We start from the raw sequence: 26594 nt of genomic DNA, 5'->3' as shown, positions 1-26594 counted from the left end.
ATGAAAATATGTTTTGTAATAAGCGACATTAAAACTGAAACCTGCGGTACTACCGTTCATATATTAAAAAAAGCACACGAGCGTGGGCACGAGGTTTTTGTAATGAGCGTGGGCGATTTTATATTCCATCGCGATAAAGATATTAGCCTTCGATGCAAAAAATTACCGCCGTCTATAAAAGAAGATGCTGTTGAAGTTTTTTGGGAACAAGTTCAAGATGATAGCGTAAAAAGCAAATCGGTGCCCAGCACAGCTATGGATGTATTATTTTTAAGAAATAATCCCACCGAAGAATCCTCAGATAGGCATTGGGCAGAACACAGCGGCATTGCTTTCGCACGAATGATTCAACAGAATGGTGTATTGGTTTTAAACGACGCATTTGCTATGAGCCACGCCTTTATCGATAAATTATATTTTGAAGAATTGCCTTCCGAAATTAAACCTAACAGCCTAATAACCCGAAACAAAGAAGATTTATTGGCATTTTGGAAAAAGATGGATAAAAAAATGGTTTTAAAACCATTGGAAGGCTCTGGCGGACAAGATGTCTATTTAATTGATGAAGACAAAAAAAACCTAAATCAAATAGTTGAATCTCTCAGTACCAAAGGATATATCATTGCTCAAGAATTTCTGCCAGAAGTGAGTAAAGGTGACGTACGCGTAATTTTACTAAACGGTAAAATTTTAGAGGAAAACGGTGAAAAAGCAATTATTAGACGAGTAAATAGCGATTCGTCCGAATTTAGAAGTAACCTGGCCTTGGGCGCAAAGGCTAAAAAAGCAAAACTTACCCCTGAAATTGAACGAATAGTCTCCCTAACCGCCCCAAAATTAATTAGGGACGGACTGTTTTTCGTAGGCTTAGATATTGTAAAAGATAAGCTTATTGAAATTAATGTGCTTAGCCCCGGCGGATTGGATTATTGCGAAGACATTAATCTTCCAGGCTTCACCGATACTGTGGTTGCAGCTATTGAAAGAAAAATTGAATACAAAAAATATTATAAAGATAGTCTGTCAAACAGAGCTTTGGCTACTATGGATTAATATTAATATTTCAGAATAAATTTGACTAAAATTATGAATGAAACGGATAAAATACCAAGGATAATTGGCACTTATACTTCCAATAAGGCAGGACCGCTATTATTTATTACAGCAGGAGTTCATGGTAATGAGCCTAGTGGTGTATATGCTTTAAAACAAGTGTTTAAAATTCTTCAGAAAGAAAAACCCAAAATTGTAGGAAAAGTTGTGGGTGTATCTGGAAATAGAGCCGCATTGCAAAAAAGTGTGCGGTATATAGATGAAGATTTAAACAGAACTTGGACTGTTGCAAATATTGAGCAGCAGATAAAAGATAGCCACGAAAAGCAAGAAATGTTTGAAATTATTGAGGTGCTTAATCAATTTCCTAAACACGATTTCACCAAAAGATATTTTTTAGATTGTCATACTACTTCGGCTGCGAGTGCACCTTATATTTCGGTGCAAGAAGTAAACGATAACGATAGTTGGGCGCATAAATTTCCAACTTATATTATTCGTGGGTTTTCAGATATTGTTTTGGGTTGTATAGACCATTACGAAAGTAGAATTGGTATGACTGGGTTTGTATTTGAAGGCGGCCAACACGAAAGTAAAATCGCTAAAATGAATCACGAAGGTATAATTTGGCTAGCACTTCAAAATGCTTGTAACTTAAATTTAAATTCGTTAAATACATTTCCTGAAGCTGCGCAAATGCTTTTAGAAAAAAAGAAAGATCAAAAAACTTTTAAAATTTCATATAGACACGGCTTACAACCCGACGACGAATTTAAAATGGAACCCGGATATAGCAATTTTCAACCTATTAAAGAAGGAGAACTTTTGGCGCATCAAAATGGTAATCCCGTATATAGCAAATGGGATGCTTATATTTTTATGCCACTTTATCAAAAACAAGGAAACGATGGTTTCTTTATTGTTGAAGAGGTTTCGGCATAACTAATAACGCTCCCCTCCCATTATTTCACCGATAATTGGTGAATAAATTGACCTGTTAAATAGCTGCTATCCTCACTCGTTAAAAACACAATACTACTGTTAAAATATACATAATTGTGTTATAATCTTTTACAAATAACCTCTCTTTTAGCGGGCAATTTTTTAGTTTTAAAACTTAAGAATCAATTCCTAATTTAAAATAAATAGTTATGGGTGATACAACAAACGGTTTTGGCAAAAAACGCGACCACAATCAATACGGCGAAGTAGAAAAAGATCGAAATAAAAAAGATATTAAAGATTTGCCTAAATCACCTAATAGAGGTGCGAAAGAAGAGGAATAGATAGAAAATTATTACTATCAAGATTTATCTGATATTTTTGAGCGAATATTACTAAGCAAATCTAGAAAATCAAAATAGCGATGCTAAGTTTGAAAGGTAAATTTGATGAAAAGCACTCAATCTGAGCTATACAACCAAATTTGTTTAGATCATATATTTTTGGAACTAAAACTCAATCCTTTTACCTCTAACTTCATTCAAAAAAATTAAACAAGGCATGTGCAATACAATTCACTGCATTTGTCATAATTTCAAAATCTAAAGTTTCAATAGTATCTGTGGGGGTGTGATAATTTGGATTACCTTCCCCTCCTGTGCCTATAATCATAACCGCAGGAATATCGAACTCCCAATAATTGCGATGATCGGAAGGGCCGTTATTTGGATAGTGTTCAGCAAAAGATACCCTTCGAGATCCCATTGTGCCATTGGCTTTTAATAGGTAAGACACTTTTCTGTTGAACTCATCAAATTTTTTAATTCCAGATACTATCAATTGGTTTTTATTGAATGTGCTGTCTTCATCTTTAATTTTAACTTCACGATAATATCCAATCATCTCAAGCGCTATCATACCGATATAATCCTTGTTTGTTTTTGCTATTGACTTGGCATGAATATGGCTTCCCATTTTATCTGTTTTAAAAAAAGGAGGTTCCTCCAAGCAGAAAAATACAATATCAATTCCATAATCTAAGTTTAAACTACTTTCAGCTAACATACGTGATATTTCTAACAAACCAGCTACGCTACTTGCATTGTCGTCTGCCCCAGCAATATCTTTGTAAACGTCATAATGTGCGCCAATTATAAATCTTTTTGTTTTTTGTGGTTGGTAAGTTGCGATAACGTTTTCATATATATTTCCCTTAGCTTCCCATTTTTGTCTAGCTGTAGGTAAGCCAACGTCCTTAAGCCGCTTCTCTATATAGGTGGCTGTTTTTTGAAGGCTATCAATGTTTTTGTAGTTTCTATATGGGAATATAGAAGTTAAAAAAGCTACGTGATTGTATAAGTTTTCTGTATTAGCTGTCATATTTTTTTTTAACTACACTGCTATTATGATATCCGTATCCAATTTAATGCTTTCACTTTCATTGAGAACTGCTAGTAGTAACTGTCAATTCAAAGCATTTTAAATTTTATTATGCCTAAAGTACATATTCACCACCTTAAATGCTCCTATCGATTTATTTCGAGATTAATAGTAAGGTTTACTTAATAAATACTTTTTCATTTCTTTGAGTTTTTTGTTACAACTATAATCGTGGCTGTAACCTGATATGGAGTAGGAATAATTCTACCAAAGCTCCGAATATTTTTTGGTATATTTGATTTCAACGATATTTGTTTTCAATATATACTAAACTCTTTGTTGTCAGTAACTATCGAATATATTTTCTTAACATAAAGATTGAAACTCAACTTATTTAATGCATTATAACGATAGTCCCCGTCTTACCATCAAAGTCATTCTGAAGTATATCCTTATTGTCATCATTGGTTGTTATTACACTTCTACCTCGGCACAAAAGCTATTGGAAAGTAAGCAATATAGCGCTTTTACATATATTTTCAAGATTTCTGATGACGAAGCTAAAAAGATATATTCAAAAAGCAACGTCAACATTGAAACTGAATATTTCCATACATTAATCGATTCTTTCCCAACCGGAGACAGCTACGATAAAAATTTAAGGCCTGGACATTATTTAAAAACATATTTAGACAAGAATATTGAAAAAACTGAAATTGCTACCGTTCAGAATCTCGAAGTTTTTTTATTAAATAATTATCAAGATTTAGTTATTCAGCTTTATGACTTGGAGGGAAATTTAATTCGTGATGCAGATGTGAAAATTAAAAACAAGTCGATAAAATTCAACGATCACATCCAGTCTTTTTCATTAAAAAAGACGAATAAAAGAGGGCTTATTCAAATTACGTATTTAGGTAAAACCTCTTACTACTACTTAGATAGAAATTACAACAATTCTGCTTTCCGAAGAAATTCTAGAAAGGTTTTGTACGGGACTCCATTGAAATATGTTTGGACTCCTGTAGAATTTGTTGTCAATTTACCCGTAGATGCCGTAAAGTCTATTACTGATGGTTGGTCACAAGGAACAATTAGAAGAACTGAAAACTTTTTTGTTCGAATCTATCACAAAGTAATGTGCCTTTTTGACGACTATCATTGTTATGGAACTAAAAGAAAAAACTATAAAGGCTACTTGGTTTTCAACAAACCTAAATACCAACCCGGAGACACCGTTAAGTTTAAAAGTTTTTTGGTTAATAAAAGAGGAAAACCACACGATAAACCTGTATCGGTTTCCTTATATGGAAATAGGCAAAATATAACTTTAACAGAACTAGCTCCCTATGATAAAGGGGGATATGAATTTCAATTCTTTCTACACGATTCCCTCAAACTCAAACTTGACACCCATTATGCTATTGAACTCAAGAATAGGAAGGAACAAACTTTGATTTCAAATTCATTTAGTTATGAAGATTACGAGTTGACAAAAAACCAACTCCACCTTCGATTGCCCACAAAAAATCAATACAGAAACAAACCTTTAGACGTTTACATCAAAGCAACCGATGAAAATGAATTGGTACTTCAAGATGCGCGAGTTCAGATATTAATACGACCAAAAAGACCGACATCTTATTTTAAGGATAATCTTTTTATACCAGACACCCTCGATTATTTTGAAAAAAGGTTACTACCATCTTCAGAAACTAAAGTACAAATCTCAGATTCGCTGTTCCCTTCTGCCAATTTCGAATATGTACTAGACGTAAAACTTTTAACATCAGACAACGAGCTATTATTAAATAGTGAAAGTGTGACTTACTACCATTTAGATGAACGTTTAGAAGCTGAATTAAAAAGTGATTCCATTAATATTACTTTTAAGAATAACGGTTTGTCCACAAATAGGAAAACACAGGTATTCGGACAAGATAATTTTGGTAATGAAACTTTAGTGTTTGAAGGAGAAACGCCCATAAGTCTAAAACTGAACCCATTTTATTCAACTTACATTTCAAAATCTAATGATAAGGTGCTGCAATACAATATTTCGGATAAGTCCTCGCTTCTTCAAATCTCCGGAAATCGGACGGCAGATTCAATCAAACTAGAAGTTATCAATCCGAGAAACCTATTTTTCAACTATAATACGTATTTAAAGAACCAAAGACTTTCATCTGGATATGGCGACAAGCTTCAAGTATCTGAACCTCTGAACTCTCTCGAAGATTATCAAATAGCAATACAATATATTTGGGGTGGAGAAGTAAAAACTGAGAACATATCAGTTCCCATCAAAGACAAGGCATTAACTATTGAAGTCGAACAACCCAATTTGGTCTATCCTGGCCAAAATTCCACAATCGAATTGTCTGTTACCGATTACAGGGGGAATCCTGTAGAAGGCGTTGATATCACAGCTTATTCCCTGACCAAAAAGTTTGGACATTACCCTCCCCACCTACCCTATTTAGGCAAAAAAAGAAAGAGCAGAAATATCATTAATACCTTCAGTTTAAACGATAATAAGTTAAATGAGACCAAGGATCGCCAACTGGATTTCAAATATTGGAAAAAAAGAGCAGGTTTGGATACCATTGAATACTACAAATTTCTTTATCCAGGAAATGACATATACCGAACTTCATTTTATCCTAAAGATTCCATAACACAGTTTGCGCCTTTTGTATTTTCAGATGGAAAATCAGTTCCTATTCACGTTATTTACGTAGACAATTCGCCTGTTTATTTTAATTGGTCCACCAATCAACGACCTTATTCCTTTAATGTTAGACCGGGATATCATCAGGTTAAACTACGAACAAGCAAGAACACATATACCGTGAACAATGTGCATTTTCCTGAAAATCAAAAAGTGATATTCAGCCTAGATGAAACCATTTCTATAGAAGATATTGAACAGAAAAAAAATAAAAACAAATTGAGCAATCAAGAGCAAAGATTGCTTTATCGATATATTTTTCCTTATCGAAATACATTTCGCAAAAAAATTGCATTCATCCAATATGGGGAAAACACTCAACTCTTGTCACACAATGCAGGCTATAGTTACAACAGTTTGGCGGGACCTGTTTCTGGAAGTGTAACATTCAGAATGCGTGATAGTATCACAAATGTGTTTGTTCATAAACCATATTTTGAATATGATTTTCAAGATGGTATGATAAAAATGAGGTCATACAATAATTCCCGATTTCCAACACGTTTGTATAATAGGTTTGGCTATAATAATCTTCAAGGTCTTCACGACTTGGTATTGACTCCAGAAAAAATTAATGATCTGTATCAAAACTCTATTACAACAACCCGTAGAACATGGGACTATTTTCAAAATTCAAAAAATACCACTCCGGGCTTTGGAAAATTGTCCTTAGCAATAGAAAATGAAGAGAACTTAGAAGAAGTCCTTTTAAACATATTTATTTTCAGCCAAGATAACCCAAATTTCGTCAGAGTCTATCCAGGTAAATCCCGTTTAATCCATCAACTCAGCAAAGGAAAATACAAACTTATTTTCTTTTATTCCGATAAAAAATATCACGTAGTGGATGATATACCAGTGGATATCAATGGCCTAAATTTCATCAGAATCCATAGACCTAAGGTCTTAATTCAAGATTCTTTTAGTGAAACTCTTGACGAAATTATTCAAAATATTATTTCCTCAGAAAAATCGGATGAAAAATCCAGAACCACTGGCTTAGATCAAATTAATTCTACGCTTCAAAATTATTTTAGTATTGAAGGCAGCATAAGAGTAGACGGAACTGTAATGGATGATACTGGTATTCCATTGCCTGGAGCGAATATTATTGTAAAAGGGACTTCCCGAGGTGTTCAATCCGACTTCGATGGTAATTATACCATCTTCATTAATGAAGGAGAAGTGTTGATGTTTTCTTATGTAGGTTTCGATTCTCAAGAAATGATTCCCGAAGGAAATAGAATGGATATTCAGCTAGAAGCGGGAGCTAGTCTAGAGGAAGTTGTTGTAACTGGATATTCTAATTCAAGAAGCTCTGTAGGTTCTCTTTCTAGCCTAGCCATCGAACAAACATTGGCCGGAAAAGCGAGTGGGGTAGAAATTACACATGGGGCTGCACCGGATATGACAATCAGAGGTGTGGGTAGTTTATCAGACGATTCCGAGCCATTATATATTATCAACGGAATGATATATTCTGGAGATGTCGCTAAAATAAATAGCGAACAAATTATATCTATAAACGTTTTAAAAGGATTGGAAGCTACAAATTTGTATGGTGCAAGAGGTGCCAATGGGGTAGTTATTATTGAGCTAAGTGATGAGGCTTTGCTTTCAACGCTGAAGTTGCAAGACAAAGGAGCAGATTTTGATAGCACATTTTATGAAACTACACTCGACGGAAGTTCGTTGAGACAAAATTTTTTGGATGACGCTTTTTGGCAACCAAAGCTTAAGACCGACATAAACGGAAAAGTTAGTTTTAATGTAACTTTTCCAGACGATATTACAAATTGGGAAACCTTTTATCTAGCCATGAACGGAAATAAACAATCAGGTCAGATAAAAAATTCGATTAAATCCTATAAGCCTTTAATGGCACAAATTGCTATTCCAAGATTTTTAGTAGCGCAAGACACCACCTATGCTATAGGGAAGTCACTCAATTACACAGAATCTGAGCAAGAAGCAACTATTACTTATTCGGTAAACGATATCGTTCAATTTTCAAAAATAGAACGTTTTAAAAATGCTGTTATCGACACCTTGATGATTGCTCCAAAAGATTCTATTTCGGTGAAATACACATTAGAAAAACCCGATGGATATTATGATGGAGAATTAAGGGAGATTCCGGTATATCCTCAAGGCCTACATCAAACAAAAGGTCAGTTTTACGTATTGGAAGATAACAAAAAAATCGATTTATCCTTCCATCCCGATTATGGCACGGTTAGACTTTATGCGCGAGCCGATATCTTAGAAATACTTGATGAGGAAATGGATTACGTTATTCATTATAAATACCTCTGCAACGAGCAAGTAGCCTCCAAGCTCAAAATGCTGTTGATGCAGAAAAGATTAGCTACTTATAAAGAAGTACCTTTTAAAAATGAAAGACGTATCGAAAAGCACATTTCCCGATTACTAAAAAATCAAAAAGATTCAGGTTTATGGGGATGGTGGAAAAATTCCAAAGACAGTTATTGGATTAGTCTGCAAGTGCTCGAAGCTTTAGCATTGGCAAAAGATAATGGTTACACAGTAAAACTAAACCCAACCAAAACCGTCCAAGAAATGATCTGGAGACTGGAGACCACATCAAACTTCGATGAGACGTACCGAATTTTAAGAGCGTTAAATTTGTTTGATGTCCCAGTAGATTATCTCAAGTACATCGAAAAATTAGAACAAAGGAATCAAATCCAATTTAATGAACGACTCATGCTCACTGATCTTCAACAAATGCATGGGATGGAATATCAACTAGATTCGATCATTCAAAACAGGAGGACAACACTTTTCGGAAATGTATATTTTTCAGATGCCAAAAACATTTCGAACATATTGAACAACAATATCCAAAATACTTTATTAACGTATAAAATACTGAAAGCCGATACATTAGATCATACTGCTGACCTTTCGAAAATGAGAAACTACTTTTTTGAAAGACGCCAGCCCGGATATTGGCGAAATACCTTTGAGTCGGCTCAAATCATAGAAACGATTCTCGACGATTTCATTCAAGACGGTAGGAAACCCACTTCTCCAAAACTCATCATTAAAGGTGATATCTCTAAAGTCATTGAAACTTTTCCTTTCGATTTCACCTTGGCACCTAATCAAAACATTTCGATTAAAAAAACCGGGGATTTTCCAATTTACTTTACAAGTCATCAATCCTATTGGGAAGGCAATCCCGATAAAAGAACAGGAGATTTCGAAATAAGCACCCAATTTAAAGACACAACTAGTAACATATTGAAAGGAGGAGAAGAAGTTACTCTGTTAGTGAATGTGAATATTAAAAAAGATGCCAAATATGTATTAATCAACGTTCCAATTCCAGGGGGATGCTCCTACGCCAGTACACAAAGCAAAAATAAGTTTGAAAGCCACAGAGAAAACTTTAAAAACGAAGCTACATTTTTTTGCGATAATTTGCCTGTTGGCGAACATCAATTTGAAGTAAAGTTGGTACCGAGATATTCAGGAAATTACACTCTGAATCCTGCAAAGGTTGAACTAATGTATTTTCCTACGTTCAATGCGAATACCTCACTTAAAAAAGTTTCAATCGAATGATTTAAAAATATTGCAAACCATAGAGATAAACAACAAGCGGTTGCTAAGGTTTACTTATCAAATCTGAATCGTCGTTTATTGTTGTAAGAAAACAAATAAGGCTCTTAAAAAATTTAGGCTTACACACTTTATTAAAGTTAGTTAATTAGATATTTTATTTACCCTTTTCGTCTCAGCTGTGATATTTAACCGCAAAGTTGCATAGGACGCAGAGTATAAAAAACGCTCGAAAAATTGGTAAGACCAATTCATACGACCAAAAGAAGTACATCAGAGCTGACAAGTTTAAAAAACCTATTAGTTCTATAATCCTGCTTCGATTATCCAGCCGCAACCTTCTCTCTACCCACTAAAAACTAACAACTATTTATCCACTCTTCCTCAAAACCTCCAATGGCGAACTTCTTAACACCTCTCGAATGTTGCTTACGCCAATTCCTAAGACTAAAAGAGAGATTCCAGGTAAGAAAATCAAAAAGGGGATTAGCGATGAAGTGAATGGTTCTTGAAATACAAACACTGCTAATAACAAACTACCTATCAATGCCAAAAGTATTCCTAAAAGGCTACCTAAAATACCTAGAAATAAATATTCTAAAGCGGTAATGGTTAAAATCTGTCTGCTTTTTGCTCCTAAGGTTCTCAATAAAACACTTTCTTTTATTCGTTGATATTTACTAGTACGTACGGAACCTATTAAAACAATAACCCCCGTAAGAATACTAAAAAATGCCATGAAATTTATTATCCAAGACACCTTGTTAAGAATATCTTCTACTACAGTAAACATCTGCCGTAAATCTATTACGGATATATTTGGAAACTTGCTTACTAAGTTTCGTTGCAATTTAGCAGAACTGGCTTCAGTTGGTGCGTTGGTAGATAATACATAAAACTGGGGGGCGTCTTCTAGTACACCACTCGGAAAAAGGATAGTGAAATTAGGTTGCAGATTTGCCCAATCCACCTTGCGGATGCTTTTTACGACGGTTTCCATCAAAACACCTTGTACATTAAAAACAATTGTATCACCAATAGTCACATTTGCATCCTCAGCAAGATTTTCGGAAATGGAAATTTTAACAATCTCGCCTGGCTTTTGTAAAGGCACCCACTCCCCTTTTACAATTTCTTCAGAATCAATTAAATGATTTCGGTAGGTGGTTCTAAATTCGTGATTTAAAACCCAACCTCTTATTTGGGCTGTACTATCGGTGCGAAGGTCGTTTACCAGTTCATTTTTTATACTGTGCATTCGCATAGTAACTAGCGGAATATTATTGAATACTTGCAAACCATTTGCTTTAAAAGTATTCACTACGTCGCCTACTTGGTCTGGTTGCACATCTAGGGTTATTAAGTTTGCACTTTCTGATGTTTGACCAATTTCAGCCTTATCTAATAGAATATCCTTTGTAAAATATAATGTACTAATTAAAAAAGTTCCTAAGCCAATAGCCACTAACAGCACTACAGTTTGATTATTGGGACGGAATAAATTCAGTAAGCTTTGTCTAGTAGTAAAGCCTGCGCTTTTAGGGAAAAAGGTTCTTACCAATTTCATTGCTCCTAATGCTATCCCTGAAAGGATTCCAAAACTTACCATAACTCCGACAATAAAGGCTAATGCAAACATCCAATCACTAAGCAACCAATAAGAAAAAGCATATAAAAATAAAACAATCACAGTAATGGCTACAATACTTGCTTTTCTGGATTGTTTTAAATTATCACCATTAACTCGTAATACTTCTAATGGTGAAACATACCATGTACGCAATAACGGTAGTAAAGCGAATAAAACTGACATTATAACCCCTAAAAGAACACCTATAATGAGCGGTTGTAGACTAATACTTATAGTTAATTCGAAAGGTAAAAACTCTTTTAAAAGAATAGGGAAAAACTCTTGAAGCCCTACTCCTATTGCTGTACCAATAATTCCTCCTAATAATCCTATTCCTGCAATCTGAATCAAGAAAATTAAAAAGCTCTGTTTTCTAGAGGCTCCCAAACATTTTAAAACGGCAATTGCTTTTATTTTTTCTTTAATGTAGATGTTAACTGAACTAGCAATCCCTACACAACCTAACAAGAGTGCAATAAATGCAGTAAGGTTTAAAAACGAACCTACATTATCATAACGCCTCCCTAATCTACTGCTAGTACTAATATGAGTGTCTAAGTCGGCATTTTCTTCTTCTAGTATTGGTTGCAATTGCTCTTCCAATAAAACTAAATCGGTGTCGGGTTGATTATAGAAGAATTCATAACGTTTACGACTTCCAAATTGCAACAATTTCGTTGCTTCTATAAATCGATACGGAATAATTACCAATGGGGCAACAGAACTTGAGACTGCTGTATTACCCGGAATTGCATTTAAAGCACCAGCTATAGGTAAGGTTATTTCTCCTATTTTAATAGAGTCGCCAACTTGAAGGTTGTACTGCAACATTAAGGTAGCATCTACTAGTGCACCACCTGAAGTTTTATATGAAGAGGAGGCTGTAACTGGCTCTGTTTCAAGTTTTCCATAAAAAGGAAAATCACCCTGCAAGCCACGCACACGAACTAATTTAGTACCATCGTTCTTAGGGAATGCGACCATGGATACAAAACTTACTTCCGAAGCGTCTGGTTGAAGGGAATCTATAATTTCCTGTGCCCGCTCAGATGGAGCTTCATTTATATCGATACGAAAATCGGCTCCCATCAAGGACTTCGATTGTCTTTGAATATTATCGGTAAGGGTGTGACTAAATAACTGTATTGAAACCACTGCGGCAATTCCTAAAACAATGGAAGCCATAAATAGTAGTAACCGCGCCCTACTTGCTTTAGCATCACGCCAAGCCATTTTAAATAGCCAAGCAGGAATATTATTTGATTTTAAAGTTGACTTTTTCAAATTACCGCTGTTTTTTCATTGGTTAAAATTTGTCCCCCTTTCAACTTTAAAATTTGTTGCGTTCTTGCGGCTAAGTCTAAATCGTGCGTAATTATAACAAGTGTAGTCCCTGCTTCTTCATTGAGGTTAAGAAGTAACTGAATTACTTTTTCACCAGTTTCTTCATCTAAATTTCCAGTAGGTTCATCGGCAAATAAAATAGAAGGATTGTTGGAGAATGCTCTTGCTACTGCTACTCGTTGCTGCTCCCCACCAGATAGTTGTGAGGGATAATGATTGACACGTTTTCCCAAACCTACTTTTTCTAATAATTCTTTCGCTTTACTTGCGGCATTTTTGGCACCTTGTAACTCTAATGGTACACTTACGTTTTCAAGCGCAGTTAAGGTTGGCAATAATTGAAAATCTTGGAAAATAAAGCCTACTTGTTTGTTTCGCAATCGTGCTCGTTCATCTTCATTCAGCTTACTTAAATCGTAACCACATAATTCCACTGTTCCTGAGTTAGGTGTGTCCAAACCGGCTGCTAATCCCAGTAAGGTAGTTTTTCCACTTCCAGAAGGCCCAACAATTGAAAATGTTTGCCCTTTTTCAACTTCAAAGGAAACTTTTTGAAGTACAGTTAATTGTTTTGAGCCACTTGTATAAGTCTTTTCTAGCCCGTTAATCTTTAATATCTTTGTCATTTAAATTTTTTAAAAATCTCCGACAATATGCCGAAGTCCAAAATTACACAAAGCCTTTTAAATACAAGCCTTTACAAGTCTCGAAACCTCTTAAAGTTTTGTTATATCCTTCTGGCATGTGTAGTGATTTCCTGTGGGAATGATAAAAAAACTGAGGCCACAACAGATTCAACCGAAAACCATACTACTGAAACTGAAACTTCAGAAAAAACATCTAGTAAAACTATTTTGTTTTTTGGCGATAGTATTACTGCAGGGTATGGGTTGGAGGACACTAATGATGCCTTTCCAGGAGTTATACAAGATAAAATAGATTCATTAGGGCTAAATTATCAAGTTGTGAACTCCGGTGTAAGCGGAGAAACTTCGGCTGGAGGTAAAAGTAGAATCGATTGGATTTTAAATCGAGATATTGATGTTTTTGTTTTAGAGCTTGGCGCCAACGATGGTTTGCGTGGTCTTCCTATAACTGAGACTAAAGCTAATTTACAAGCAATTATAGATGCAGTAAGAGCAAAGAATTCTGACATAAAAATTGTTTTGGCGGGAATGCAAATGCCACCAAATATGGGTGCAGAATACACATCAGAGTTCAAAGCAATTTTTTCAGATTTAGCGGAAGAAAACAATATTGCTTTCATTCCATTTATTTTAGAAAATGTTGGTGGAGTGAAAGAATTAAATCAAGCCGACGGAATCCATCCAATTGCAGAAGGACATAAGATTTTGGCTGAAAATGTTTGGGACGTATTATTACCAATAATTAAGATTTAGGATTCTGAATATAACAATCTCTGTTGGTAAAGGTCCATGTCTTATTGTCAATCGCAGTTATTGTATAGGAATTCATTAATAATATAGGTTGAGTATCACTAGAATTATTTTCAAGTTCAGAAATTTTGTAATCTAAATTGTTATTGTCAGGAAACTCATTTATAAAAAATTTTCTATTTGTTGAAACTGTACCTAATTCATAAACAATTGAATTGTCTTCAGTGGCCTTTACAAGTATTTCAATTGTTTTATTATGGTTTATTAAATTATTAGAATTAATTGGACCATCGAAGGCAATTACAAAGGGTTTGTTTATAACAGAGGTCGCTGTTGGAAGTTGAACTGTTAATCGTGTATTAACGTTGTTGTAAATAGTTATTGCATTAGTTCTTATCAAAACTATACCACCCTGAGGTAAAGAACTTAAGGCTGTTGCCATTTGAAAACTAGTAACATTTACCTCATTTCCATTACTTCCATCCGGTAAAGTTATATTTATCGTTGCAATATTATTAGGAACATCACAATTGGTAGAGTATCCTTCCGTTTTTCCCAAGGTAACCCATTTAGCACTCCCCGTTGGACCACCACTCATTAATACCTGTCCAATTTCCCCTTTACTTCCCAATGTCGTGTTTCTTCCTCCTAGTCTAATTCCACCGTCTATTTGTACACTTCCTCCATCTACAGAAGATTTCGAAATATGTAAATCACTTTTAGGTGTAGTAGTACCAATTCCTACTTGACTAAAAGAGTTAACTGAAAAAATTAAAATGGCTATACACGGTAATATTAATCTCATATAAATATAATTTTCGACAAAAATAGCTATAATTATTTAATAGCCTTATATCTTAATTTTTAAGGAAATGACAAGGCGAAATACTGTAGTATTTAAGTATCAAAATTAAAAAAAGTAAGTTCACTCCGTAATTCCTTATAACTCGGCATTAGGTAGTATATTTGTTGCATTGTAAAATCTCAACTATTTATCATGTCTTTATTTCCTATGCCTTTTAAAAAACTAAACCCTGAAATAAAAGAGAAGTTAGAAAAGTTTGAAATAATTACTCCTACTCCGTTTCAGACTAAAAGCATTCCTGTTATTAAAAGTGGTGCTAATGTTTATTGTTCGGCTCCTAAGGGAAGTGGAAAAACAACAACACTTATTCTAACAACTTTACAGAAATTAAAGTTTGAACCCCTTGGAGATGCCCCTAGGGCAGTGGTTTTGGTAGAAAACAAGGAAAAAGCATTAGAAATGTTTGAAGCTTTTGAAAAATATACACAACACAAAGAAATAAGGGTATACGTTGGATACGAAGAGCTTCATATAGACATTCAAAAATCTGAAATATTTATGGGTGTAGATATTTTAATTTCCACGCCTAAAACTTTAAATAAATTGTTTTTAACCAATGGAGTGAGTTCTTCTCAGTTAAAAATATTAAGTGTTGACGATGCTGAATTTCTTGCACAAAAATCTAATTATACAGCAATCATGGCCGTTACTCAAACTATCAAAAGGTGTCAATATGTATTGTATACAGAGAAAATACACCCAATGTTAAAACGCTTTGAAGCACACTTTATGGAGTTTGCTAAAAAGGTTGAGGTCTCTTAAAAATAAATAGTTGCGCTAAGGGAATAAAGAATAGAGAACATAGAAAAGAGATTTTCAAAAAAAGGCAAGGCAATCTTATTTATCAAAACATCGACAATACGCTATGATACCTAAATTACATTATATATCTCAAGGGAATTCTCCTAAAGAGCATTTAGAAAATATACAGAAGGCGTGTACTTCTGGGGCAGAATTGGTACAGTTGCGTTTAAAGAATGTTTCTGATAAAAAGTTATTAAAACTAGCCCAAGAGGCAAGAGATATTACGGCTCACTTTCAGACCAGATTAATAATAAACGACAATTATAAAATCGCTAGAGAAATTAAAGCAGACGGAGTACATCTAGGAAAATCTGACACCTGCCCTACTATTGCTAGAAAACATTTATATACTTGGCAGTTTATTGGTGGTACTGCAAACACTTTACAAGATTGCGAAGCCTTAATTGAAAAAGAAGCAGATTATATTAGTCTAGGCCCTTTTAAATTTACAGAAACAAAGGAAAATTTACCCCTAGTTTTAGGATTAGATGGATATACAGCAATTATTGATGTTTTAAATACAGAAACGCCTATAATTGGTGTGGGAGGAATTACCTTAGAAGATGTAACCGCAATCCTAGAAACTGGAATTTCAGGACTAGCAGTATCTGGGGAAATTACTCGTAATTTTAATACAATTAGAATATTTAACGAAATGCTCAATGCTTCTTCAGCGGCAGAACAACGATATACTTTTGAATAAAGGTAAAGCTGAAAAATATTTTATTGACATTTAATGCTTTGAAAACTCATGAAATTAAACTTAATATCTTGCGATGCTCAGCGCCCCGATAGAAGAGCGATAGCTCAATGTATTACAGAAATATCAAAGCACAATGAGTCCTTGGCTAAGGAACTTACAGATATATTATTAGAAGGTGACGCAGTAGAAATTGATGTTGACGATAAAAACTCGGGTTCTGCATTACGTGCCTTACGAAAACTAAGTGTTAATTACGAAATTATTGAATAACACTAACTTGACGATATTAAAACTTTAAAATTGAATTTATTATGAAATCAATTCGCTATCATTATTTTTTGATTTTTGTTCTTCTATTTGTAGGTTGTAAAACCTCGACAAACGTTGAACCTACTTTAAAAGAGGTATCAAACTTTGAGAAATTAGCTTCTATAGAAAATGTTGTAAGTATTGAAAAAAGAGCTGTGGTAAGTCATTTTGACGAAAATTATGAGCTTTGGTTTGAACAACCAATAGACCATAACGACTTAACAAAAGGAACTTTTAAACAGCGTGTATTTTTAGGTTTTGAAAACCCTCAACAACCTGTAATTGTCGAGCTTAATGGCTACGGAATTGGTTCAGAAAAGGCAGGGGAATTAGCAACTCATTACAATGCAAACCAAATATCAATAGAACATCGTTATTTCAATAATTCACGACCTGAAGACATAGATTGGAATACGCTTACAATTGAAAATGCCGCTAAAGATCAAGCTGCTATCATCAATGCAATTAGAAATGCCTTATATCCAAATGCAAAATTTATTTCCACAGGAATTTCAAAAGGTTGTCAAACTGTAATGGCACATAGATATTATTTTCCAAAAAATGTTGACGGTTGTGTTTGTTACGTTGGTCCTTTAAATTTTGATAGAGAAGACGAAAGGATATTTAAATTCTTAAGGAATGTAGGAACAGAAGAAGACAGGACTAAAATCAAAAACTTTCAAGAATTAAGCTTCAAAAATAGAGAAGCTCTATTAGAAATATTAAAGGCTAAAGCAGCTGAAAAAGAAATGTCATGGGAGTTTGGGGCTGAGAAAGCTCTTGAATATTCAATTTTAGAATACCCTTTTGCACATTGGCAGTGGGGAACGAAAGCTGAAGATATTCCAACAGAATCAGCAACAGTTGAAGCTATTTACGATCATTTGTTTGATGTTGTTGGCTATGGCTTTTTTGAGGAAAGTTCTGTTGAAGATCTACAACCCTATTTTTGGGCGGCATTAACACAACAAGGAATTTATGGGTATGAAACAATGCCGTTTGAAAAACACTTGAATACCGATGAAATTTACACTTTTGATTGGGCTTTCCCTGAAAACATCTCAAAACCTTTCGATCCTAAGCCAATGCAAAACATAAAAGCTTTCTTAGACACGAAGGCCGAAAAGATGCTATTCATTTACGGCGAATACGACGCCTGGAGTGCTACGGCGGTAGAGTTATCAGAGAGTGCTGAGAAACGAGAATTATTTAAGTTTGTAAACCCTCAAGGCGATCATAGAACTCGTATTAAGAGTTTTGATGTTTCAGAACAACAACAGATTTATAAAATTATAGATAGTTGGCTTAAGGAATAGACATTAAGCGCAGTTGCTCGAAATCAAAATCGAAAGGGCCTTTATTTTTTTTTGATTAAATTTAGATGGGTTATAATGCTTCACACATACGTTTTAACCACTCTTTTTCATTAGTTTTCAGCATAGGAGATAGTTGATCAAACACCATTTTATGATAAGAGTTATACCATTCAATTTCTGTAGTGGTTAGTAAAGTCTTATCAATTAGTTTTCTGTCTATCGGGCATAATGTAATTGGCGTAAATCCTATAAATTCTCCGTATTCTGTTTCTTGTTTAGCTATAGACAGCACTATATTTTCAATTCGAATTCCAAACACACCTTTTTTATAACACCCAGGTTCAATAGTTGTTAGTTGATTTATTGAATGTGCTGTTCGCCCACTACTGGTGGCAGGATTTGTTGTAAAACCTTGTGGTGGTTCGTGTACCATTCCATAGCTACCAATACCATGCCCTGTGCCATGTGGATAGTCCAAGCCTTGTTGCCATAAGTGAAATCTTGCAAAGGCATCTATCTGCATTCCAACGGTTCCTTTAGGAAATTGTAACTGCTCAAGTGCAATATATCCTTTTAAAACTGATGTGTAGGCCGTTTTTAATTCTTCAGTTGGCGTCCCTCCTAACCAAACAGTTCTGGTAATATCAGTGGTTCCATCTTTGTATTGAGCGCCACTATCTACCAATAGAATATTTTCGTTTTTCACCATGGCAGAACCTTCTTTTGGTGCTGTATAGTGTATAATTGCGCCATTTCCTTTATACCCTACAATTGCAGCAAAAGATTCGCCTGTATATAAGTCTTGTTGTTGCCTGAAACTTTCTAGTTTTTTTCCAATTTCATATTCAGAAATCTCTCGTGATGCAAGTTCATTTTCCAACCAAATGAAAAACTTGGTAAGTGCAACACCATCCTTTACCATACAGTTTTTGGAACCGTTTATCTCTATTTCGTTTTTAATAGCTTTCAATTCTCTGGCTATTGAGTTTTGAAATAAAAACTTACTCTGTATAGCATTAAAAACTGCATAATTAAGAGACGATAGATCCGTAATGATTTTCTTATTTACATCTAATTTCTGAAGTTCAGAAATAGCTAGATCATAATTTAATACTTCAATAGCTAATTTTGAAAATGCTTTAATAGCTGAAGGAGAAAACCTATTTCTATCACAAAAAATAATTGTTTTTTCTAGCCCCACTAATGCATAAGAGGTCACTAAAGGCGTAAAATCTACATCTTTAGAACGAATATTAAATAACCAAGCAATTTCATCTAAACTTGAAAATAAATAATAATCGGCTTTGGCTGTTTCAATTTTATTTTGAACTTTTTCAATTTTTGAAGCCGTTGTTTCTCCGCTGTATTCTAATGGGTGAATGTCAACTGGAAAACTCGGCAATGTAGGTCTATCCTTCCATATCTCATCTACTAAATTTGGAATGTTTTTAAGTTTAATTTTTTTAGAATGCGATACTTCTTTTATATAATCAATTTGTGCTTTTGAAAATTGAAAAAAATCAACGCCAATAACAGCTTCTTCTTCTAGACTATCACACAACCATTGTACGTGTTCTGGAGCATGAGGTATGGTTTGTTTATGTAAGTTTAAATCATAGTCCTTACATTCATCTTCAAACTGAAGGAAATAACGTGAGTCTGTCCAAAGTGCAGCTTCATTTTGATTTAAAACTAAAACACCGGCTGAACCCGTAAATCCCGTAAAATATTCTCTTACTTTCCAATGTTTAGCAACATATTCTGATTGATGAGGATCTGATGATGGAATAATAACCGCATCCAATTGATAATTAGTCATTTGTTGACGCAGACTCTCTAGCCTTTTATTAATCATAAGAAGTAATTGAAAAAATTATTTTGTAATGGATTTAAAAGTTTAAAATTAATAATATCAAATGAATTCTACTGTTCCATTGAGGTAAAAAATATGCTTTAAAGCACTATTAATTTATTCAGTTTAAATATAGTTTGAAGGATTAATTTTTTAACAATAAGTATAGTTGTACCGAGTTTGTAAATGGCATTATCCTCTGGAATTATCTCGATACAAATACTAGACTATTATTATCTTATGCGCAAAATTTTAACCACACTATGGAAATAAATTAAATTAAAATTTAACTACTAAAACTTTATTTCTAGAATACTGAAACTTGTAACGCATTTAAACGCTATTTTCATCAAATTCTCATTAGAAAGAAATTTATCGAAATAAAAAAAAATAGTAACTAAACTATTATCTTAACCGCTAAGAACTTAACATTAAAATGGTCAACAATGATTTATAGAGTTATAATATTCTAAATTTTGCAGCTCTCGGCCTTGGGAGCTTTTTAGCGGGTAAAGGCCCACGATCTGAATGGTATGAAGGAATTAATAAAGCACCGTGGACGCCTCCAGGGTGGGTATTTGGAGTTTCTTGGACTGTAATAATGATTTGTTTTAGCATCTATTTAGCGTATTTATGGCCTTCAGTAGAAAATAAAAATTTATTGATTGGAGCCTTAATTGTACACTACGCTTTAAACATTGCTTGGAACCCAACTTTTTTTACTACCATCAAATTTTAGCAGCTTTACTTGTTATTATATCACTTACCATACTTATAGGATTCTTTATGTATTATTACTGGCCAGAAACAGGATATAAGTCGCTGCTATTAGCCCCTTATTTTATTTGGTTATTGATTGCCACCTCCTTAAATGCATATACCTTAATTAAAAACTGAAACTTCAAAAGCGTGAAAAGTCATTTGTAGCAACCCAAACAAGGGTATGAACTTGTCCTTAAAAAATGTGTTCTTAATATAATCCCTATAAAATTTATAGCACGGTTAAATTAAGAACACACAACACCCTTTAATTTGAGGTATTTAGATTTAAATATTTAAAATAATTCTCTTAAATATTTAATATTCGATTTTGCCGAATCAATAGCATCAGCGGCTTGTCCGTTTAGCATCAATTTCCCCATGGTTGTGGCAAAACCTTTCATCTGGTTGAATTCCACTTTTGGAGGCATGGCCAATGCATCTGGATCTGTAAATATATTAACGAGAGCTGGACCATTGTGTGCGAATGCTTCTAATAGTGCTCCCTTAACATTTTCACATTCTTCAACATTCCATGCTTTTATATCCATTGCTTCGGCAACTTTAGCAAAGTCTGGGTTTTTCATATCTGTTTGCCATTGTGGATATCCAGCTACTTGCATTTCTAATTTTACCATTCCTAGAGTGCGATTGTTAAAAATTATAATTTTAACAGGAATCTCATATTGACTAATTGTCATCAGGTCTCCCAACAGCATGCTTATACCTCCGTCTCCACATAATGCGATAATTTGGCGCTCAGGTCTAGATAGGCCCGCACCAATAGCCATGGGCATTGCATTGGCCATTGAACCATGATTAAATGAACCTGTGAGATATCTATTGCGCTGTCCTTTAATATATCTAGCAGCCCAAACCGCAGACATACCCGTATCTACCGTAAAAATTGCATCATCTGCTGCTAGTTCATCAATCACGGCTGCAACAAATTCTGGATGAATATTCTTCTCTTTGGACTTCGCCTCTACATACGAAGCATATTTATCTTCCTGCTCATCATGTAATTTTTGCATTTCTTTTAAAAACTGATCGTCGGTATTTTCATCTAGCATAGGAAGCAAAACCTCCAATGTATCCTTTATTTTACCAGCAAATCCATAATCAACTTTAGCACGTCTTCCAATTCGTTCAGGTTTATCGTCTATTTGAATAATTACATTTTCTTCAGGTAAAAAGTCGGTATATGGAAAATCTGTACCTAATAAGATTAACAAATCGGCTTCATGCATTGCTTTAAATCCAGATTTGCTTCCTAAGAGACCATTTAAACCGACAGCGAACGGATTTGAAACTTTATCAAAAAATATTTTTCCTCTAAAGCTATATCCCATTGGTGCTTTAAGTTTTTCTGCTAACAGCATAGCTTCTTCTTGAGCATCTTTACAACCATATCCACAAAACAGCATTACATTTTTATGTGAATTAATAACTTCCGCTAATTTCTCCATCTCTTCAATTCCTGGAATGACAATAGGATTGGTATAAAAATTCTTTTTAGCAACAGTTATATGATCTACCTCTGCCTCAGAAACATCTCCAGGTAAACCAACTACAGCCACTCCCCTATGTTGTACCGCATGTTGAATTGCAGCTTGAAAGGCATTGGCAGCTTGTTGTGGAGTATTAGCCATTACACAATATTTACTACAGTCGTCAAAAAGCTTGACAACATTGGTTTCTTGAAAATTTTCCAAACCTGTTCTGTCGGTATTAATTGTTGTGGCAATGGCAATAACCGGATTTCCTGAGCGATTGGCATCGTATAATCCATTTACCAAATGCACATGTCCTGGTCCGCTACTTCCCATACAACACCCAATACCGTCAAGCTCAGCATCCATTGAGGCTGCGTAAGCACCTGCTTCCTCATGACGAACATGTATCCATTCTATTCTTCCATCTCTTCTTATTGCATCATTAATGGGATTTAAACTATCTCCAGTAACGGCGTATAACCGTTTAACACCTGCATTAACTAAATTCTCTACTAATAAATCTGCTATTTTTTTGGCCATAATTTTGCATTTTTTATAAAGATAAAGAATGTCATTTTTAAATTTTATTAATGCAAAGTTAATTGTCAGAAATGCATACTAACAAACTAATTTAAATCCTGTCTTTTAACCAATTAATAAAACTAAAAACGTAGTTTTCAATCATCATCACAGCTTGCTTGAAAATATGGTTCGCTTTCTAGGGTGAACGCTTCCTTCGAAATGTCGAAATCTTCAATTTTATAAAAAGGTGCTAGTAATTCTGAGCTAGGATTTTCAAAATATGGAAAAAATTCATTATCCGATGTCAGTTCATCTGGAAACAAACTTTTTTTGGCAAAATAGTTTGACATCACTAAATCCTCTTCGTTTAAAGTTTGCAAAGGTCTTTTTTCCATTCCTTTGGAATCAGAACCTATAAATAACTTTCCATTATTAAATATAGCGTGAGAAGTAACTTCCTGTGTATAATCTGATTGTAGGTTTATTAAAATAAGGTCGTTGTAATCAGTAGGGATTGTAAAGTGAAAAACGTGTGCAGAAGGATGATTTTTAGAAAAAGAACTAGTGTTTTTTATTAAAACTTGAGCAGCACGAAGTTGGTGTAATTTCTTTTCTTGTTTAAAGATATAAGGATAATTAAAACAATTAGCTGCATTGTTAAATACGGGTTTAAGTTTAATTTGTTCATTTGAATCTAATCCTACTGCCACAGCATTATTTGCTTCAACTGAAAAATTTATTTGAGTCCGATTTTTTAAACTTTTTAAACTTCTGCCATAAAGAACAAATTGCGGTTCCGTGCTTTTAATAAGCGTAACCTTATCTTTATTTAATTCCCAAACCCCCTTTTGAAAGCCACCGAAATATGCAATAACATATGTGTAATCTAGAAGAAAAATAAACGTTGCCCCACCAACAGGGTCATTACTCTCTTCCTTGTATACTCCTACCACATCATCATTAGAAATATTTTGTCCAGATAGCGCGGCGGAAAAGATTATGCAAATACTAAAAAATAATTTTTTCATTTTACTAAGATATCAAAATTACTTTCTCTTCAATAAATTCCTTATAGAAGGTTTTGGGTTATATTTAACATCAAAATCTTGGAACATTCTTATTTTTGGAATACTATTTCAATTAATAATTTGAATGAAGTTACCCCTAACTATTTTATTAGTTTTTTACTCAATTCATTCATTTGCACAAATCAAGGAGTTTAAGCCTTCAACTGCAGATTCTGTTTTAAAAGAACAAACCTCTGGAATTATTAAGCTGAAGGAAATTTTAAAAGATTCTATTAAAACTTCACAATCAGACACCTTAAAGAATTCCATATTCGAGCAGGTAAATAAATTGGAAGACGTTTTCATAATGTCAAAATCTAAATATGATGCTGTGTCTTTGGGAATAATTGAAAAAGAAGTCAAACCCCTCACTCAATATGAAAGACAATTATATACTGCTGGCGACTTTAAACCTATTCACTTATTATCCCTTTTAGGCGGATCGCTACAAGTAGATCCTATAATAAATGCGATTAGTGGTAGAACAAAACGGTTAAAAAAGTATATTAAAGTTGAAAAGAAAGAAAACAATATTCTATTTCTAGAAAATCATTACCAAGAATTTATGCTGAATAATTTGAATATTCCTAAGGAGTTATTAGGGCGATTTTTAAATTATCTAATTGAAAATGATACTCTACAAGATCTAATCAATCGAAAAGATAATGGAGCTTTATATTTTTTTATTGGAGATGAGTGGTTTAAGTTTAAGGAGTTTCAAGAGGATATACTACCACTTCTACTTAAAGAAGCTTCAGAAACCGAAGAATAATATTATCCTGAAATTATTAAATTGCTTTATTATTCTTCTAAATTAACATTAAACCTTTTCGCAATAAAAGTTCTATTTTAGAGCCCCCCCTCATCCAACATTTAGAAAGTTTTAAATTAGCGAATAAAATTTTAAGAGATTTTCTTGGTCTTTAAGTAGAGTTTCTCCACTTTTTCTCTAGCCCACGGAGTTTTCCGTAGAAATTTTAAGCTAGATTTAATTGAAGGGTTACTATTAAAGGAATTGATTTTAATTTTTTCACCTAGGGTTTCCCAACCGTAGTATTCCACTAGATATTCTAAAATATCGGCTAGTTTCACACCGTGTAAAGGATTATTTGGTTGTTCGTTACTCATAGTTTTAAAACTTTAAAATTTAATTATACTGAAAACCTCTAGATTTAAATAGGTTCTCGAAAAACTATCGGGACATGCCGTTTTTAAATAGAGCTAATCATCTACCAGTCTATTAGTCAATAATTCTTTAAAAACTTTCCACTCCAAAGATTTCTAGTATTAACCTCATCGAATAAAGAATCCATAACTCTTGCTACAGCATCTAGAATATCCAATGGAAGCTGAAAGTCCTGTAGTTCAATTTTTCGCTCTGCCGGTTTACGTTTCTGAGCTTTTTTGAAATCTTTCTTTCTACGTGAGAATTCATCCCGATTAGGTCTTGATAATTGACCTGAAGCCTTTATTAAAGCAGTTCGCTGTTCCTTTGAAAATTCAAAAATTTCATAGATATTATTATTCAAATATTCGAGTATAGGAATATTCTTGCCAATTTCATCGGGTTTAATTTCTTTATTTTCTTTCTCAGAAAATTCACTAGAAAAATATTGTTCTTCAACTGAGATATTAATCTTAGACTCCTTTCGAGTCATACTTTTAATCTTTAACAAATATAGCTAGAGATTCAGCGTAAAATATAAATATGCTTATCTTAAATTTTTACGTTTTACTTCTAGAGAATTAATCTGTATTAACATACAGAACCATAGCGTAAAATTTCAAAAACCTTTTTAATTTAAAAATTTAGGAATACTTTAAAAGTATTTTTATCTAAGTATTAAATTTATATTAAAGTCAACAATATCACATTGTTATGGTGCGCTAATCTCGTATCTTCACATAAACAAAAAAATAAAAAGATATGAACAATAAAGGAAAAGGATTATTAGCAGTTTTAGGTGCAGCTGCCGGTGCATTTGCATTATGGAAGTATAAAAAAATGACTCCAGAAGAAAAGCAAAGACTTAAGAACAAAGCTACTGATACAGGTAGAAGAATTCGGGAAAAAGCTGGTGAAGTTGAAAATACAATTTCTGAAAAGTACAATCAACTTAAAAACACTGCACAACGTGAAACCAACCAGCTAAAAAATAAAGCTGAAGACATAGCTAGTTAATAATTAACTAGAATATAATTGAAAAATCCCGCTGTTGGCGGGATTTTTTGTTTGAAAGAGTATTATACCTTAGTTAGATTTTAGTAACCTTTACAGCATTCATTCCTCTTTGACCTTTTTCAAGCTCGAATGATACGTTATCATTTTCGGTTATTTCGTCAATAATTCCACTTACGTGAGTAAAGTACTTTTCGTTGTTTTCATTATCAATAATAAATCCGAATCCTTTCGATGAGTCATAGAAAGATACCTTTCCCTTTCTTACAGGGTCAAAAGCTTCTCTATCCCCTTCCTCTTTAGGTGGAATTCCAAGGACTATATCTTCTGCTTCAATTTCTGGCTTCATACTAGGATCTGGTGGCGTATCAGTTAAGTTACCATTATGGTCTACATAAACAAAGTCTATTCCTGGAGTTTTTTCAGCTTTACGAGCTAATTTTTTCTTTTGTTTCTCCTCTTTCTTTTTCTGTTTTGCTTTTTCTTTCTCTTTTTTACTGTACGTCTGTTGCGATTTTGCCATTTGTGTTTTTAGAATAAAAAAAGCCATCCGCTGTAGGCAGATGACTTTTTAATGAATTATATATTAAAAATTATTGTTATTGGTATACCTACTGGGGTTTTAAATTATAGTTGCCCCCCTAATGCTTCAAAGGT

General features: G+C 33.8%; 21 protein-coding genes and 1 pseudogene. 12 read left to right on the top strand and 10 right to left on the bottom strand.

The window, feature by feature from the left end; translation table 11 throughout:
- From K8344_RS04230 to K8344_RS14125, 3 genes are all read left to right on the top strand, one after another.
- Window positions 1-1053: an ATP-grasp domain-containing protein gene (locus K8344_RS04230; protein WP_237607018.1), complete on the top strand. Its 1053-nt coding sequence runs from the start codon at window positions 1-3 to the stop codon at window positions 1051-1053.
- Between the two features lie 33 nt (window positions 1054-1086).
- Complete coding sequence (locus tag K8344_RS04225; protein WP_237607017.1) at window positions 1087-1995, top strand: succinylglutamate desuccinylase/aspartoacylase domain-containing protein; 909 nt, start codon at window positions 1087-1089, stop codon at window positions 1993-1995.
- Between the two features lie 209 nt (window positions 1996-2204).
- Complete coding sequence (locus K8344_RS14125) at window positions 2205-2339, top strand: hypothetical protein (protein ID WP_262913386.1); 135 nt, start codon at window positions 2205-2207, stop codon at window positions 2337-2339.
- Between the two features lie 193 nt (window positions 2340-2532).
- Here the strand turns inward: K8344_RS14125 and K8344_RS04220 are convergent, their stop codons facing one another.
- Complete coding sequence (locus K8344_RS04220) at window positions 2533-3375, bottom strand: M28 family peptidase (RefSeq protein WP_237607016.1); 843 nt, start codon at window positions 3373-3375, stop codon at window positions 2533-2535.
- Between the two features lie 397 nt (window positions 3376-3772).
- On the opposite strand from K8344_RS04220, the gene K8344_RS04215 reads away from it, so the two are divergent.
- Window positions 3773-9697, top strand: coding sequence for a carboxypeptidase-like regulatory domain-containing protein (locus K8344_RS04215; RefSeq protein ID WP_237607015.1), 5925 nt, complete (start codon window positions 3773-3775; stop codon window positions 9695-9697).
- Window positions 9698-10064: 367 nt separating this feature from the next.
- Here K8344_RS04215 and K8344_RS04210 read toward each other — a convergent pair whose 3' ends face one another.
- Entirely contained in the window at window positions 10065-12557 is a 2493-nt protein-coding gene (locus K8344_RS04210) for an ABC transporter permease (protein ID WP_237607578.1), read from the bottom strand.
- Between the two features lie 47 nt (window positions 12558-12604).
- On the bottom strand, window positions 12605-13294 hold the full coding sequence (locus K8344_RS04205; RefSeq protein WP_237607014.1) for an ABC transporter ATP-binding protein: 690 nt from the start codon (window positions 13292-13294) through the stop codon (window positions 12605-12607).
- A gap of 27 nt (window positions 13295-13321) precedes the next feature.
- On the opposite strand from K8344_RS04205, the gene K8344_RS04200 reads away from it, so the two are divergent.
- A complete protein-coding gene (locus K8344_RS04200) occupies window positions 13322-14068 on the top strand; it encodes an arylesterase (protein ID WP_237607013.1) in 747 nt (248 codons plus the stop codon).
- Here K8344_RS04200 and K8344_RS04195 read toward each other — a convergent pair.
- The gene (locus tag K8344_RS04195) at window positions 14058-14870 is read right to left on the bottom strand and encodes a hypothetical protein (protein WP_237607012.1); all 813 of its coding nucleotides are present in this window, start codon (window positions 14868-14870) and stop codon (window positions 14058-14060) included. The genes K8344_RS04200 and K8344_RS04195 overlap by 11 nt on opposite strands.
- A gap of 192 nt (window positions 14871-15062) precedes the next feature.
- Here K8344_RS04195 and K8344_RS04190 point away from each other — a divergent pair, with 192 nt between their 5' ends.
- The 4 genes from K8344_RS04190 (at window position 15063) to K8344_RS04175 (ending at window position 18062) form a co-directional block, all read left to right on the top strand.
- Window positions 15063-15692 (top strand): DEAD/DEAH box helicase, encoded by a 630-nt coding sequence (locus tag K8344_RS04190; RefSeq protein WP_338144586.1) that lies wholly within the window; start codon window positions 15063-15065, stop codon window positions 15690-15692.
- A gap of 103 nt (window positions 15693-15795) precedes the next feature.
- Window positions 15796-16437, top strand: coding sequence for a thiamine phosphate synthase (gene thiE / locus K8344_RS04185; protein WP_237607011.1), 642 nt, complete (start codon window positions 15796-15798; stop codon window positions 16435-16437).
- A gap of 48 nt (window positions 16438-16485) precedes the next feature.
- Complete coding sequence (locus K8344_RS04180) at window positions 16486-16707, top strand: hypothetical protein (protein ID WP_165147697.1); 222 nt, start codon at window positions 16486-16488, stop codon at window positions 16705-16707.
- Between the two features lie 41 nt (window positions 16708-16748).
- Window positions 16749-18062 carry a S28 family serine protease gene (locus tag K8344_RS04175; protein WP_237607010.1) on the top strand — a complete coding sequence of 438 codons (1314 nt, stop codon included), beginning with the start codon at window positions 16749-16751 and terminating at the stop codon, window positions 18060-18062.
- Window positions 18063-18132: 70 nt separating this feature from the next.
- On the opposite strand, the gene K8344_RS04170 is transcribed toward K8344_RS04175, so the two are convergent.
- Window positions 18133-19917 (bottom strand): aminopeptidase P family protein, encoded by a 1785-nt coding sequence (locus K8344_RS04170; protein ID WP_237607009.1) that lies wholly within the window; start codon window positions 19915-19917, stop codon window positions 18133-18135.
- 463 nt (window positions 19918-20380) lie between these two features.
- Here K8344_RS04170 and K8344_RS14285 point away from each other — a divergent pair.
- Window positions 20381-20811: pseudogene (locus K8344_RS14285) on the top strand (TspO/MBR family protein).
- A gap of 158 nt (window positions 20812-20969) precedes the next feature.
- Here the strand turns inward: K8344_RS14285 and K8344_RS04155 are convergent.
- The gene (locus tag K8344_RS04155; RefSeq protein ID WP_237607007.1) at window positions 20970-22709 is read right to left on the bottom strand and encodes a thiamine pyrophosphate-dependent enzyme; all 1740 of its coding nucleotides are present in this window, start codon (window positions 22707-22709) and stop codon (window positions 20970-20972) included.
- Window positions 22710-22846: 137 nt separating this feature from the next.
- Window positions 22847-23719 carry a hypothetical protein gene (locus tag K8344_RS04150; RefSeq protein WP_237607006.1) on the bottom strand — a complete coding sequence of 291 codons (873 nt, stop codon included), beginning with the start codon at window positions 23717-23719 and terminating at the stop codon, window positions 22847-22849.
- A 124-nt stretch (window positions 23720-23843) separates the two neighbouring features.
- On the opposite strand from K8344_RS04150, the gene K8344_RS04145 reads away from it, so the two are divergent.
- Entirely contained in the window at window positions 23844-24530 is a 687-nt protein-coding gene (locus K8344_RS04145) for a hypothetical protein (RefSeq protein ID WP_237607005.1), read from the top strand.
- 131 nt (window positions 24531-24661) lie between these two features.
- On the opposite strand, the gene K8344_RS04140 is transcribed toward K8344_RS04145, so the two are convergent.
- Together K8344_RS04140 and K8344_RS04135 are read right to left on the bottom strand one after the other, a co-directional pair.
- Window positions 24662-24886, bottom strand: coding sequence for a VF530 family protein (locus K8344_RS04140; RefSeq protein ID WP_237607004.1), 225 nt, complete (start codon window positions 24884-24886; stop codon window positions 24662-24664).
- Window positions 24887-25002: 116 nt separating this feature from the next.
- Window positions 25003-25416, bottom strand: coding sequence for a hypothetical protein (locus K8344_RS04135; RefSeq protein ID WP_237607003.1), 414 nt, complete (start codon window positions 25414-25416; stop codon window positions 25003-25005).
- Between the two features lie 269 nt (window positions 25417-25685).
- On the opposite strand from K8344_RS04135, the gene K8344_RS04130 reads away from it, so the two are divergent.
- Entirely contained in the window at window positions 25686-25940 is a 255-nt protein-coding gene (locus tag K8344_RS04130; protein ID WP_237607002.1) for a YtxH domain-containing protein, read from the top strand.
- Between the two features lie 73 nt (window positions 25941-26013).
- Here the strand turns inward: K8344_RS04130 and K8344_RS04125 are convergent, their stop codons facing one another.
- Window positions 26014-26460: a cold-shock protein gene (locus tag K8344_RS04125; protein ID WP_237607001.1), complete on the bottom strand. Its 447-nt coding sequence runs from the start codon at window positions 26458-26460 to the stop codon at window positions 26014-26016.
- Window positions 26461-26594 lie beyond the last annotated feature (134 nt).

The organism is Aequorivita xiaoshiensis (assembly GCF_022008395.1).
In the GTDB taxonomy this organism is placed as follows: domain Bacteria; phylum Bacteroidota; class Bacteroidia; order Flavobacteriales; family Flavobacteriaceae; genus Aequorivita; species Aequorivita xiaoshiensis.
This window is presented reverse-complemented; position numbering and strand designations above follow the sequence as displayed.